The sequence below is a fragment of the Kosakonia sp. HypNH10 genome, assembly GCF_029850615.1.
Classification (GTDB): domain Bacteria; phylum Pseudomonadota; class Gammaproteobacteria; order Enterobacterales; family Enterobacteriaceae; genus Kosakonia; species Kosakonia cowanii.
Genome location: NZ_JAOTIU010000001.1, coordinates 1,158,823 through 1,171,815, shown reverse-complemented (window position 1 = coordinate 1,171,815; position 12,993 = coordinate 1,158,823). Strand labels below are relative to the sequence as shown.

General features: G+C 59.6%; 14 protein-coding genes. 7 read left to right on the top strand and 7 right to left on the bottom strand.

Annotated elements, in window-relative coordinates:
- Positions 1-113: 113 nt before the first annotated feature.
- Entirely contained in the window at positions 114-191 is a 78-nt protein-coding gene (locus N7V53_RS05660; RefSeq protein WP_235180437.1) for a hypothetical protein, read from the top strand.
- 130 nt (positions 192-321) lie between these two features.
- The gene (gene hutX, locus N7V53_RS05655) at positions 322-810 is read left to right on the top strand and encodes a heme utilization cystosolic carrier protein HutX (RefSeq protein WP_279792583.1); all 489 of its coding nucleotides are present in this window, start codon (positions 322-324) and stop codon (positions 808-810) included.
- 1 nt (position 811) lies between these two features.
- Here the strand turns inward: hutX and N7V53_RS05650 are convergent, their stop codons facing one another.
- Positions 812-1,099: a SelT/SelW/SelH family protein gene (locus N7V53_RS05650; RefSeq protein WP_279792732.1), complete on the bottom strand. Its 288-nt coding sequence runs from the start codon at positions 1,097-1,099 to the stop codon at positions 812-814.
- Positions 1,100-1,304: 205 nt separating this feature from the next.
- On the opposite strand from N7V53_RS05650, the gene N7V53_RS05645 reads away from it, so the two are divergent.
- The 5 genes from N7V53_RS05645 to N7V53_RS05625 all read left to right on the top strand — a co-directional run bounded on the left by N7V53_RS05645 (position 1,305) and on the right by N7V53_RS05625 (position 7,359).
- Complete coding sequence (locus N7V53_RS05645) at positions 1,305-3,659, top strand: TonB-dependent receptor (protein WP_279792581.1); 2,355 nt, start codon at positions 1,305-1,307, stop codon at positions 3,657-3,659.
- Positions 3,660-3,724: 65 nt separating this feature from the next.
- Positions 3,725-4,777, top strand: a complete 1,053-nt coding sequence (locus N7V53_RS05640; protein WP_279792580.1) for a ChuX/HutX family heme-like substrate-binding protein — start codon at positions 3,725-3,727, stop codon at positions 4,775-4,777.
- Entirely contained in the window at positions 4,774-5,592 is an 819-nt protein-coding gene (locus N7V53_RS05635) for a hemin ABC transporter substrate-binding protein (protein WP_279792579.1), read from the top strand. Before N7V53_RS05640 ends, N7V53_RS05635 begins: the two co-directional genes overlap by 4 nt.
- Positions 5,592-6,587, top strand: coding sequence for an iron ABC transporter permease (locus tag N7V53_RS05630; RefSeq protein ID WP_279792730.1), 996 nt, complete (start codon positions 5,592-5,594; stop codon positions 6,585-6,587). Before N7V53_RS05635 ends, N7V53_RS05630 begins: the two co-directional genes overlap by 1 nt.
- Positions 6,580-7,359: a heme ABC transporter ATP-binding protein gene (locus tag N7V53_RS05625; RefSeq protein ID WP_279792577.1), complete on the top strand. Its 780-nt coding sequence runs from the start codon at positions 6,580-6,582 to the stop codon at positions 7,357-7,359. The genes N7V53_RS05630 and N7V53_RS05625 overlap by 8 nt, the downstream gene beginning before the upstream one ends.
- Before the next feature lie 623 nt (positions 7,360-7,982).
- Here N7V53_RS05625 and N7V53_RS05620 read toward each other — a convergent pair.
- From N7V53_RS05620 to N7V53_RS05595, 6 genes are all read right to left on the bottom strand, one after another.
- Positions 7,983-8,822: a glycosyltransferase family 8 protein gene (locus N7V53_RS05620; protein WP_279792575.1), complete on the bottom strand. Its 840-nt coding sequence runs from the start codon at positions 8,820-8,822 to the stop codon at positions 7,983-7,985.
- Positions 8,819-10,201, bottom strand: coding sequence for a D-arabinono-1,4-lactone oxidase (locus N7V53_RS05615; protein WP_279792573.1), 1,383 nt, complete (start codon positions 10,199-10,201; stop codon positions 8,819-8,821). The genes N7V53_RS05620 and N7V53_RS05615 overlap by 4 nt, the downstream gene beginning before the upstream one ends.
- A 106-nt stretch (positions 10,202-10,307) precedes the next feature.
- A complete protein-coding gene (locus tag N7V53_RS05610) occupies positions 10,308-11,264 on the bottom strand; it encodes a D-2-hydroxyacid dehydrogenase (protein WP_279792571.1) in 957 nt (318 codons plus the stop codon).
- 86 nt (positions 11,265-11,350) lie between these two features.
- Entirely contained in the window at positions 11,351-11,887 is a 537-nt protein-coding gene (locus N7V53_RS05605) for a 2-oxo-tetronate isomerase (protein WP_279792569.1), read from the bottom strand.
- Between the two features lie 57 nt (positions 11,888-11,944).
- The gene (locus tag N7V53_RS05600; RefSeq protein WP_023478242.1) at positions 11,945-12,394 is read right to left on the bottom strand and encodes a YetF domain-containing protein; all 450 of its coding nucleotides are present in this window, start codon (positions 12,392-12,394) and stop codon (positions 11,945-11,947) included.
- A 10-nt stretch (positions 12,395-12,404) separates the two neighbouring features.
- The gene (locus N7V53_RS05595) at positions 12,405-12,905 is read right to left on the bottom strand and encodes a hypothetical protein (protein WP_279792568.1); all 501 of its coding nucleotides are present in this window, start codon (positions 12,903-12,905) and stop codon (positions 12,405-12,407) included.
- Positions 12,906-12,993 lie beyond the last annotated feature (88 nt).

The window sequence follows — 12,993 nt, the reverse complement described above, 5'->3', positions numbered from 1 at the left end:
CGATTCAGCTTAATTTTTCTCCGCCAATGCCTGTTTTTTAATCCTCTGCCGCCTGGTTTAGCCTGCAAGGCTTAGCTATATTTACTAAACATTCATTCGCAAAAGGAGGTTTTGTGCTCACTATTGAAAAAGACGATCCACGCGAAGCGCCGGAGTCCGGCGACAAAAAACCGCAACCGGTTAAAAAATAGTTAAAAGGTCGCTTCGGCGACCTTTTTTATTGCGCGCTAGCTCGCAGTTTTTTCTCGAGACAAATGATAGTAATTCTCATTCATCGCTGCAGGGGAGAGGTGGCGAAGGGAAAGTCAAAAGGAGAGAGAGATGACAGAGAAGAGCTTACAGGAGTTTCTGCACACCGAGCCGGATTGCATACTTGAACATGTCGCCCGGCACTACCAGACCACGCTGCTGGAAGTGGTGCGGCAGTTACCTGGCAGCAAAATGATTGCCGGTACCCATTTTGACGAGGTGTGGCAAGAGGTGACTACCTGGGGCACGGTGCTGCTCCTGATCCACACCGAAGATGTGATCCTGGAGTGCAGCATCGCCCTGCCGCCGGGATTTTACAGCCACGGTTACTTCAACTTGCAGGGCAAAGAGCAGGTATCGGGCCATATCAAGGCCGATCACTGTCGCCATATCGCGTTTATTGAACGCAAGTTTATGGCGATGGACGCCGCCACCATCCTCTTTTTCAACGCCGCAGGCAGCGCGATGCTAAAAATTTTTGTTGCCCGTGACGATCGCCACCAGCTTATTCCACAGCAGCTGGCAGCGTTCCGCGCGCTGAGGCAGGCCTTCGCGCAGTAGGTTACTCGCTGCGCTTTTCAACATGACCAAGCGGTTTTTCCGGGAAGCAGCAGTCGCGCACGCGGCGTTTTAGCTCTGCGGCATCGGGAAAGCCGCCCTCCTGCTTGCGATCCCAGATAACGCTGCCATCGGCTTCGATGACAAAAATGCCGCTGGTGCCGGGGATCAGCGTCACGGAACCTAAATCGGTATTGAAGGTGTGGAGCAGCTCCTGCGCCATCCAGCTGGCGCGCAGCATCCAGTTGCACTGGACGCAGTAGTGCAGGGTGATGGCAGGTTTAGTGGACATCATCTCGTTACCAGAAGGGAAAAGGGTCCACAAAGTGTAAGCAATATGTTGGCATTATGAAATCGTTGCAAGTGATAATAGTTATCATTACTATCTTGACCATAACAGAGAGCTGATGCCTGGCCCGTGCGGCTGGTGTACGGTTCCGCTGATTTCTGGGAGTTGATGTGAGCCGGATGATAATAATTCAAAGGCACACACACTTATGACGACTACACCTTTTTGCCGGCTACGCTTCAGAAACCGCGTGCTGGTCACCTCATTCCTGACAACGCTTACGCCCACCGCGACCTTTGCGGCTGAAACCGCACCACGCGATGAACAAGATCGCGCCGAAGAGATGGTCATTACCGCGCCTGCGCCACGTCTCAAGGCCGGAAGCGATCGCGCCATCACTGCTGACGCTCTGCAACGCAACGGGGCGAATGATTTTGGCTCCATCATGCGGTATGAGCCGCTGATTGGTGCTACCGGGGCAGGGGGCGGTTCCGGCAACGGTAAGAGCGGCTTCGACCGCGGCGGTTACACTGGCTATAACATTCGCGGCCTTGAGAGTAACCGCGTGGGTATTGATGTTGATGGCATTCCCCAGCCGGAGGCCACCGGGCGCAGCTACGCCGGGCGCGCCGGGCTTAACACCTTCGGCATTGGCCGCGACTATATCGACCCCTACCTTTACGGCAACGTGGCGATCCAGCCGGGCGCAACGCCTGCGGAACAAGCCAACACCGCCATCGGCGGCAATGTCTCGTTCCGGCCAAAATCTGCCAATGACTACCTGCAAGGGGCGAAGCACTACTACGCGGGTTACCAGAGCGATTACGACTCCAGCGATCGCAGCTGGCACAACGGCGTAACGGCGGCGGCAGGCGATGAACGCGTGCGCGGCATTGTGGTTTACAGCCGCCGCGACGGCCAGCAAACGCGTAACAACAGCGACAGAGTCGGGGCTTACCCCGCTAACTGGCACTCCGACGCGCTGCTGCTCTCCGGGATCCTGCAAGCCTCTGAGGTGCACAAACGGACCTATACAGCGGAGTATTACAACAAAACGACCCATACCCACTTTGACGCCTGGAACCGTGACGGCAGTGCGATTATTGGCAACGCTCAGCAGAGCAGCTACTCCCGGCGCTGGGCCATCAGCCTGAAGGATGACTGGACACCGGTCGATGCGTGGGTCGATAGCGCTTCGACAAAGATCTATCTACAGCGCACCCAGGCGCACGACGCCACGTGGATGCCGGACAGCACCACCCGCATTCCGGGCACCGTCTACTCCAGTTACGACACCGACAGGATAGGCATTCAGCATGCGCTGGCGAAAAGCATCGGCCGCCACAATCTGCGCGCCGGCTTTAATGCCAGCGCCAGCAAAACAGAGCGCCCGTTCCGCCAGCAGCCAGCGCCGAACGCGCGCAATGCGATCATGCAGCCTGAAGCGGACAGTAAAAGCGAGATCCTCGGTGCATTTGTGCAGGATCAGATCAATTTCGCCGCCGGAGAGCACAACTTTGCCCTCATTCCCGGCATACGCGTAATGCACCAGTCGATGAAACCGGAGAACCTCGGCAGCCTGACTACCACCAGCAGCGTGCTGAATACCCGGGATGTCTCTGCGCTGTACCACCAAAACAGCGACACCGAGTGGTTGCCATCGCTCACCTTCCAGTATGAGCTCACGCCCCGTTTGCTGAGCTATCTGCAATACCGGCGCGGGGCGCAGTTCCCCAATGCCAGCCAGCTCTATGGCTCCTGGAATCTTGGCTCTAACTATGCCGGGCGCGCGCAGTACGCACTGATCGGCAACGCGGCGCTGAAAACCGAAACCAGCGATAACCTCGAATGGGGGCTGAAGGGCGAAGTGGCAGAAGGCGTCACGCTGCGCGGTGCGCTCTTCTACAACAGCTACAAAAACTTTATCGCCTACACCCGCTATCGCCGCGCCGACAACCCGGGCAACTTCGTCAACGTGCCGTCGAATATCTACACCAGCTATCAGGCGGAAAACCGCGATAAAGCCTTTATCTACGGGGGTGAAATCAGCGCCACGCTCGATATCGGCAGCTGGTTTGAGCAGGCTGAAGGGCTGCACGCAACCCTCGCTTATGGCTACGCCGAGGGACAAGCCAAATCGCGCTACATGGGCGACGCCTATCGCGATCTCGACAGCGTCGCGCCGATGAAAGCGATTGTCGGCCTCGGCTGGGACGATCCGGCCAAACGTTACGGCACCGCGCTCACCGCCACCTTTGTCAAAGGTAAGCGCGCCACGGCAACCAGTCGTGAAACCTATCAAAACAGCGGCGAGCCGATCGCCACCGCCAGCAGTAGCTATATGCGCGTGCCGGGTTACGGGGTTGTCGACCTGAGCGCCTGGTGGCAGGTGGCAAAGCAGGTGAAGGTCAGCGGCGGCGTCTACAACCTTACCAACCGCAAATACTGGGATTACCTCAGCAGCCGTACGCAGGAAACGCGCACTCTCCAGGATAGCTATGACAACGCGCTGGCCGTGATGCCAGGGCGCAGCTGGCAACTTGGCGTCAATATTGATTTTTGACCCGGCAGCCTCTTTACCCCCGGCGCGCGCCGGGGATGTTAAGACACATAAAGGACGTGAAAAATATGCCTGTATCTTCAAAAGATTACGCTGCCATCTGGCAGGAGTATCAGTTAATCAGAGCGCTTGAACCGGCAAAAAGCGCCAGAGATATCGCGTTCCAGCTGGCGATAAGCGAAGCGGAGCTGGCCGAAGCGCGCGTTGGCTACGATGCGGTGCGCCTGGAGGGGACGGTGCGCCATATCTTCAAGGCGCTGGAGAGCGTCGGCGAAGCCAAAAGCATCTGTCGTAATGAATATGCGGTTCATGAGATGACCGGGCGGTTCACCAATCAACATATCAGCGATCGCGCCGGGGTGGTGCTCAACCCGCGCGGTCTCGATCTGCGCCTCTTTATGAGCCAGTGGGCCTGCGCCTACTACCTGCGGGAGCAGGGGCCAAGAGGCGAGCGGCGCAGTATTCAGTTTTTCGATCACCAGGGCGATGCCCTGCTGAAAATCTACGCCACGCCCTACACCGATGGCGGCCAGTGGGATGAAGTCGTGGAGCGTTTTAGCGTGCGGCGTCAGGTACCGCTCTCCATTTACGCGCCCGAGAGCAAATTTTACGACGAAGCGCCCGATGGAGAAGCCGTTGACCACGACTGGCGTGAGATGACCGATGTGCACCAGTTCTTCAACCTGCTGCGCAAACACAACATCTCACGCCAGCAGGCGTTTCGGCTGGTGGGCGACGATCTTGCCTGCCAGGTCAGCAACGACGCGCTGCCCGCCCTTCTGCAGCAGGTTCAGCAGGAGGGGAATGAAATCATGATCTTTGTCGGCAACCGCGGCTGCATACAGATCTTTACCGGTGCGCTGGAGAAGTGCGCGCCGGTGGGCGACTGGCTGCGGGTGATGAATAAGATCTTTACCCTGCACCTGCGCGAAGCGGGGATCCACGAAAGCTGGGTGACGCGCAAGCCGAGCGCGGATGGGCATGTCACCAGCCTGGAGCTGTTTGCCGAAGATGGTACGCAAATCGCGCAGCTTTATGGTCAGCGCAGCGAAGGGGATCGCGAACAGGCCTGCTGGCGCGGGCAGATTAAAGCGCTAACGCCGTGGAGGAACGAAGTATGAAACGCGTGGTGATGCTCTTACTGCTGCTACCGCTGCTGGCGGTGGCCGCCGATCCAAAAGTTGTCGCCCTTGGCGGTGATGTCACGGAGATTGTCTATGGCCTGGGCGCGCAGAGCCAGCTGGTCGGGCGCGACAGCACCAGCACCTGGCCTGCCGAGGTAAAGCAGCTGCCGAATGTCGGCTATGTTCGCCAGTTGAATGCGGAGGGCATTTTGTCGCTGCGGCCTACCATCGTGCTGGCGGGCAGCCAGGCGCAGCCCTCGCTGGTATTGAAAAGCGTGCAGGATAACGATGTCTATATGGTGCCGGTACCGGGCGGGTATACGCTCTCGGAGATCGATAAGAAAGTGGTGGTGATCGCCCGCGCCCTCGGCAAAAACGAAGAGAGCCTGGCGCTGCGCAAAAAGCTGGCGACGGAGATTGCCGCACTGCCCACCTCGCCACTGGATAAAAAAGTGCTCTATATCCTTAGCCACGGCGGCATGGGCACGCTGGTGGCGGGGAGAGAGACGGCAGCGGATGGCGCTATCCAGGCTGCGGGGCTTAATAATGCGATGCAGGGCTTTTCCCACTACCGGGCGATGTCGCAGGAGGGGGTGATCGCCAGCCAGCCGGATCTGGTGTTGATCTCAGCCGAAGGTGTAAAGCATCTGGGCGGCGAGGAGAACATCTGGCACTTGCCGGGCCTCGCGCAAACGCCCGCCGGGCGCAACAAACAGCTGTTGGTTGTGGACGAGGCCGCGCTGCTGGGCTTTGGTCTGCGCACCCCGCAGGCATTGCTGGAGTTGCGTAAAAAAGCGGAGCAACTACCGTGATCACCCGTGCGGCTTCCCGTCTCCTGTGGGGACTCTTGCTGCTGACGGCGGCACTCACGCTCTTCGCCTCCACGCAGGGGGCGATGGATCTCTCTCTTGCCAGCTTGTGGTACGACGATGATGAGGTGCTGCGCCAGATTTGGTTCACCATTCGCCTGCCGCGCGTGCTGCTGGCGCTGCTTGTTGGCGCGGCGCTGGCGCTCTCCGGCTGCGTTATGCAGGGGCTGTTTCGCAATCCGCTTGCCGATCCGGGGTTACTTGGCATCAGCAGCGGCGCGGCGCTGGTCGTCGCCTGCTGGCTGGTGCTGCCGCTGTCGGTGCCGGTGCTGGTTGCCCTCTATGCCCCGCTGGTGGCCGCCTTTATCGGTAGCCTGGCGGTAATGGTGGTGATCTTTTTACTTAGCAAAGCGGGTGAGAGCGCGCTGTCGCGGCTGCTGCTGGTGGGGATCGCCATCAACGCCCTGTGCGGCGCGGGCGTTGGCGTGCTGGCGTGGATCAGCAACGATGCGCAGCTACGCCAGCTTTCGCAGTGGGGAATGGGTAGCCTCGGGCAGGCGCAGTGGCCGACGCTCATCGTTACGGCGACCCTGATCCTGCCCGCCATGCTCGGGATCTGGCGGGTGGCGAAACAGCTCAACTTTCTGCAACTGGGCGAGGAGGAGGCGCACTATCTGGGCGTGGATGTGCGGCGTTTACAGCGGCGGCTGCTGCTCTGTAGCGCGCTGTTGGTGGCGGCCTCTGTTGCCATCAGCGGCATCATCGGTTTTGTCGGGCTGGTCGTTCCGCACCTGATACGCATGATGTTAGGCCCCGATCATCAACATCAGATACCCGGCTCGCTGCTGGCGGGGGCGAGCCTGCTGCTGCTGGCGGATACCGCCGCCCGCACGCTGGTGGCACCTGCCGAGATGCCGGTCGGCTTACTGACCAGCCTGCTCGGCGCGCCGTGGTTTTTATGGCTTATTTTTCGCCAGCGGAGTGCGCTCTATGGATAACGGTTTTATTGCCCACCAGGTGCAATTCACGGTCGGCCAGCGGCGGCTGGTGGATGATATCTCCCTCACGCTGCCGCCTGGCGAAATGGTGGCGCTGATTGGCCCGAACGGCGCGGGCAAATCGACGCTGCTGCGCTTGCTGACCGGCTTTCTTACGCCGTCGCGCGGCGTCTGTTCCCTGGCGGGGAAATCCCTTGCCGCCTGGCCTTCACAGGCGCTGTCGCGCTACCGGGCGGTGATGCTGCAACATCACGCCCTCGGCGTTGAGTGGGCCGCGGAGTCGGTGGTGGCGATGGGGCGCGCGCCATGGGGCGAGAGGCATGCGTGCGATATCGTGCGTAAAGTGATGCGTTTAACCGGCTGCGAAACGCTGATTGGACGCCGCTTTGTCACACTTTCCGGCGGCGAGCAGCAGCGGGTGCAGCTGGCGCGTAGCCTGGCGCAACTCTGGCGTAACGGTGCGCCGGAAGGGTGGCTGTTTCTCGATGAGCCAACCTCAGCGCTCGATCTCTACCATCAGCAGCAGCTGCTGCGTTTGCTTAAATCCCTGACGCAGCGTGCCAGGCTACATGTCTGCGTGGTGCTGCACGATCTGAACCTCGCGGCGCTGTGGGCGGATCGCATTGTGCTGTTGCATAAGGGGAAGATAGTGGGGCAGGGGACGCCAATGCAGGTGCTGCAACCGGAGGTTATCACCAGGTGGTACGGCGCGCAGGTGCATGTGGCGACGCATCCGGATGGGCAGACGCCGCAGGTGTTTCTTTGTGTTTAGGGGGCGGCTGTAACGGCCCTGGCCGGATAAGCGTTTACGCGCCATCCGGCAATGGGGTTTGCTCGGTCGAATGGTTCCCGTAGGCCGGATAAGCGGTACGCGCCATCCGGCGATGGGGCTGACATTTGGCACTGGTGGAAGGGTTCCGTTCACCATGCGTGCGGCGGAATATTTTTCTCACTGGTGCGGTGAACGGGATAAGGGAAGCGGCCGCGCTCCCCTTATCAATCCCCGCGGCCCCGCGAGGAAATCGGTGCTGCGCACTGCGCTCACCTCCCGCGTGCCTGACTGCGGCCGGCTCGACTCGACTTGCTCGCCCGTTCCGGGACTCGCTCCCTATCTCGGTTCGCCTCTGTCCGCCATCCATGGCGTCCAGACCTTGTCATTCACGCTTCGGTTCGCCGATTTCAGCGGGGGTCAACACCGCCGCTGTGAGACCTGAGGTAAAAGCAATATCGGTGTTGCGGTAGGCTCGTTTTGGTAGGCCGGATAAGGCGCAGCCGCCATCCGGCAAGGGTGCGGCGGGGATATTGCCGGATGGCGCTGGCGCTTATCCGGCCTACGGATCGGTGTGGCTTTTGAACGGGGTACGCTTATCCGGCCTACGGTTTGTTTCTCAACAATTACGCTTCAACCGGGGCATGTTGCCACCACATTTTGTGCAAATCGTAATACTTATCGCCCGGTTCGGGGTATTTGTCCCACGGCTTGTCGATGATGTAATGGATATTCTTCACCCGTGAAAGATCCCACATCTGCGGATGCTGCTTCGGCAGGGTTTTCAGAGCGTTATAACCATAATGCAGCGGCAGCCAGCGGTCGCGGAACACCTCGTTGAGGAAATCCTGCTCGGCAAAGACCCACTCGGCGATATCCTCCTTCGCCGCCAGCTTCGCCATCATCGCGTCATAAACGTCGCGATCCGGCGTCAGCACCAGAAAACCGCCGTTCAGGTAGTTATCCACCGAGGCGGGCGGTGCGGCGTTCATCTGCGCGTCCTCAACCCAGCTGTAGTAGCAGTTGTCCGGCTGCCAGCTATCGGGATAGGTAGCAATATGGTTCGGATTGCAGCGGCAGGCGTGGCAGGCGGCAATCGTCCCTTTGGCGAGCGGCAGTTCGAACACCTCATCCATGTTCTGCACCACCAGCATATCGGCATCGAGAAACGCGACGCGCTGAAACTCCGTCAGCGTCCAGACCGCCAGCTTGCTCCACACCTCGGCGAAACGGGCATTGGCGTAGCGGTGGGTAAGGGCAGGGTTCGGGCCGACGATCGGCACTTCGCGCACTTCACACCCCTGCGTCTGTAACTGCTGGCGCGTGGCGGCGTCGATATTCTCTGTCACCATCACCACCAGCGGCCACGGCGAGCCGCTGTCACGCAGCGACTGTTGCAGCGCTTCGACGCCGGGAATATAACCCGGCTGCGTTAATAGCGTGACCCAGGCGAAAGCGGCGCTCATGACAGCACCTCCGCCATAAAGCGGTTCATAAACTTGCCGTCAGGATCGAAGCGGCGTCGCACGGCTTTAAACTCTTCAAACTGCGGGTAGAGCGCGGGCCAGTTGTAGAGCGACGGGTCAAAATATTTGCCCCAGTGCGGCCTGCCGCCCTCTTCGGCGAGCAGCTGTTCTGCGGCGCGTAAAAAGGCGGTGCCCTCTTCCGAGAGCGAGCCATCTTCGGCGTAGTAGACGACAAAACCGAAGAAGCAGGTCGGTTCCCCGCCGGCCGGGCTAAGCCACGCGCTGGAGGCGCCGGTGCAGCGCAGAATAATCGGGTAGTGCATATGCGGCTGCGACTCGCTGTGCCACGCTTTCATGCGCGCAATCACTGCCGCAACGCGCGACATCGGAATGCCGATCTCAATATTGATCTGCGGCGTTGCAATGCCGCGGCAGAAGACCTGGTAGATATCGCCGATCACATCCGTGAAGTCTTTAAAGCGCGTGACGGTGCGAAACGGTTTGCCGTTCTCATCGACAATGCGGGTGTCATCGCGCATCTGCGCCAGGGTTTTATCCACCGTGGCGTTCATCTGCTCATCGGTCTCCTCCATCTCGACCAGCTCGCCGTGGTTATCACGCCACAGCGCCTGCTCCTCGGCAGTTGCTTCGCGCGCGTTCCAGGTGTGAACCTTGTTCTCATCCGGGAACCACCACGCTTTGCTGAAGGTCCACTCCTCGTTCCAGGCGATCAGATCTTCCGCCAGGTTATCGGCGCTGCCCGCGCTCTTAAAGCAGGTATAGATCGTGGAAGGGCGGGTGCGCAGCGTCACGGCGGTGATCACGCCGAGGGTGCCGAGCGCCTGCTGCGCGGCGTCAAAGGCCGCATCGTTCCGCTCAATATCGTGCGCTTCACCGTGGGCATCAATCAGGCGAATGGCGAGCGCTTCGTCAGCCAGCGAGCTCTGCCCCATGCCCTGGCCGTGGGTGCCGGTCGACACCGCGCCCGCGAGGGTTTGTGAATCGATCACGCCCGGTGAGGCGTGCAGCATGCGGTTCATGCTGGTGAGGGTTTCAAACACCTCATGCAGCACGGTTCCGGCGGCAAACGTGACGCTCTCGTCGGTCACTGCCAGCACGCCGCGCAGGCGCGAGAGGTCAATCAGCGTATCGCCCGGCTCGCTTAACTTCAGCATTCTGCCCGGCGACATGCGGCTGCCCATCACGCGGATTCGCCCCTTTGCAGCAGCAATCATCTGCTGCAACTGCGCTTCGTTTTCCGGTGTTGCAACGGCCTGAGCGGGGGCCAGCGTGGCGTTTTTCGCCCAGTTTACAACTACGTTTTCATCAGAGGTTTGCTGTGGCAGGCGAGGTGGAAAAAGAGCCTGTATCGTTGTCATTGGCATCTCCTTGCGCAATATTTTTGTAATGATTTACCAAGCGTAGCTCATCATGTAAAAGTGTGACGTGCGTCGCTTATTTTCGTGCGATCGGGTCATCCTGAAGCTACTGATCGACACGATTTTGTGGTTCGTCGTTGATAAACGCCTGCACATTCTCCACCGTAGTAGTGAGAATACGCCCGCGCGCATCGACGGATGCCCAGGCGATATGCGGCGTGATGATGCAGTTTTTCGCGTTGAGCAGCGGATTGTCCGCGCCAGGTGGTTCGCTGCTCAGCACATCCACCGCCGCCCCGGCAATGCGCTCTTCGTTAAGGGCGGCAGCAAGATCCGCTTCATTAATCAGATCCCCGCGCGAGGCGTTGAGCAGCAGCGCACTGCGCTTCATCTTCGCCAGCGCCTCACGGTTGATCATCCCTTTGGTTTGCGGTGTCAGTGGGCAGTGCAGGCTGATAACATCCGCCTCGGCGTAGAGGGTGTCGAGATCGACATAGCGCAGCTGCGCGCTCTCCGGCAGCGGGCGCGAACGGGAGTGGGCGAGCACCGTCATGCCCATCGCCTGGGCGATGGCACCGAACGCCTGGCCGATGCGGCCATAGCCGATAATGCCGACGCGTTTTCCCGCCAGCTCGACCATCGGTTGCAGCCAGTAACACCAGCTTTCTGACTTGCTCCAGCCGCCAGCGTGCACATCGGCGTCGTGTTCGCCGACGCGGTTGCAGAGCGCCAGCAGCAGCGCGGTGGTAAATTGCGCCACCGTGGCGGTGCCGTAAGTCGGTACATTGGTCACAACAATTTGCCGGGCGCGGGCGGCCTCGAGATCGATAATGTTGTAGCCGGTGGCGGTGACGGCGATACATTTCAGCCGCGGGCAGTGGGCGAGCAGATCCTCGCTAAACGCCACTTTATTGGTAATGGCGATATCCGCATCGCGCAGGCGCTGCGCGGCCTTATCAGCCGGGGTAGTGTCATAAACCGTGACCTCGCCCAGCGCATGCAGTGGCTCCCAGCTGAGATCGCCGGGGTTAAGCAGACCGCCATCCAGCACAACTATTTTCATCTTTTCCCCATTCGGTCATGAACGTGTCGCAATAAAAAAGCCGGACCCCTATCGTCCGGCATTCGCACCCAGGAAGCAAATTGCAATCAATCACTTAATAGCGTAATCACGCCTGCGAGGGCATATTTCACCGCCTGCTCAATCACCTCTTTGGTGTCGCCTTCGAAGAGGCATTTGACGGTGACCGGTGCGCTATCCGGCAGGCCCCAGCCAAACCACACGGTGCCGGCAGGGGTGCCATCTTCGCCGCCGTCGGGGCCGGTATAGCCGGTCACGGCAATGCTGACCGGCTCATGGCTGGCGTCACAGGCACCTTGCGCCATTTCGAAAGCCGTCTGCTGGCTAACCGCCGTCCAGCGCGCCAGCGTCTCTTTTTTCACCTGCAACAGCGTCTGTTTCGCTTCATCGGTAAAGGTAATAAACCCGCTGCCGTAAAACTCCGGCGTGCTTTCGCAGGCGCAGAGCGCGGTGGCGATCTGCCCGCCGGTGCAGGATTCGGCGGTAGTCACGCGCAGTTTTTTATCGCACAACAGCGTGCCAAGCCTGTCGGCCAGATCGCTAATCTCAAGCTTTAACAGCGGCGCGACGCGCTCACTTTGTAATGTGGTGGTTTCACTCTTCATATCACTCCCTTCCATCCGAAAGAAAATTCTGCCTGGCAAAAGTATAGCAGCGCACTTTTAAGGCGAATTTTTTGGAATGATCGAGATATGACCATTGCGCTCCAGAATGGCGAATTTAATCTCTGCGAGATCGACAATGCCCTGGTTGTTGCGCGCCGAGAGCATAATATCGGCGCGGGAGATATCCGCCTCACGCATCTTCTCTGGCAGCATTTCGCCGTTCTCGACCAGCACCACCGGCGTGCCGTCGATAAAGTTTTCTGCCCCTTTCACGTACTTCTTCAGCTTGCCAAACAGAATATCCACCACCACCAGCGTGATGATGGTCAGCGCCGCGCCGGTGACGGAGAAGTCGTTGCCGAGCAGCGCCTGCTGCGTCGCTTCACTGATGATCAGCAGCAAAATGAGATCGAAGGAGGTCATCTGCAATAAGGCTCGCCGACCGGCGATTTTAAACACCACCATCAACACCAGATAGATCGCTACCGCGCGTAACACCATATCCATCGCCGTCTCCTCAGGGCCAGATAAACTGTTTCACCGCCACCTGCGTGGTCTCATTTAACGAGAGGCGCAATTCGCTGCTGCCAGGGGTTTGCGGTGTCAGCCCGAGCCAGACGGTAAAGGGTTGGTCGGGATGAGGACGGGCATACTCCAGCACCAGCTCGCCGTTCTGGCTGGTCATCTTTTCCGGCTGCGGTTGCAGGGTGCGGATCTCAAAATCCTGCATAAAGTCGCCGCCGAGGATAAAAACGGTGCGGCGTTCGTTTGAAGCGTGGGCGGTGAGCTGCATATCGATGTCGCTTTGCAGGCGGGCGTAGCGGTCATACTGCACCGTCAGTTTGCCATCACTGCTGTGGGCGCTTCGCGCGCTGAGCCACCCCTGGGAAAAGAGGCCGAGTAGCCCGGCAATGACCACCGCGATCAGCAGCACAGAACCAATGCGCTGCACCTTTGTTTCAACATGCAGCCAGAATGGGCTGTCAGCCACCGGATAGCGGTGCGACTTCTTCTCCATCTCTCCTCCACGGTGTCGGTGGAAACCACGTAAAGAGAGTGTAGATGAGGCGGGGGCCATGCGGTAACGAAGCCGCTCCGATCCCGTA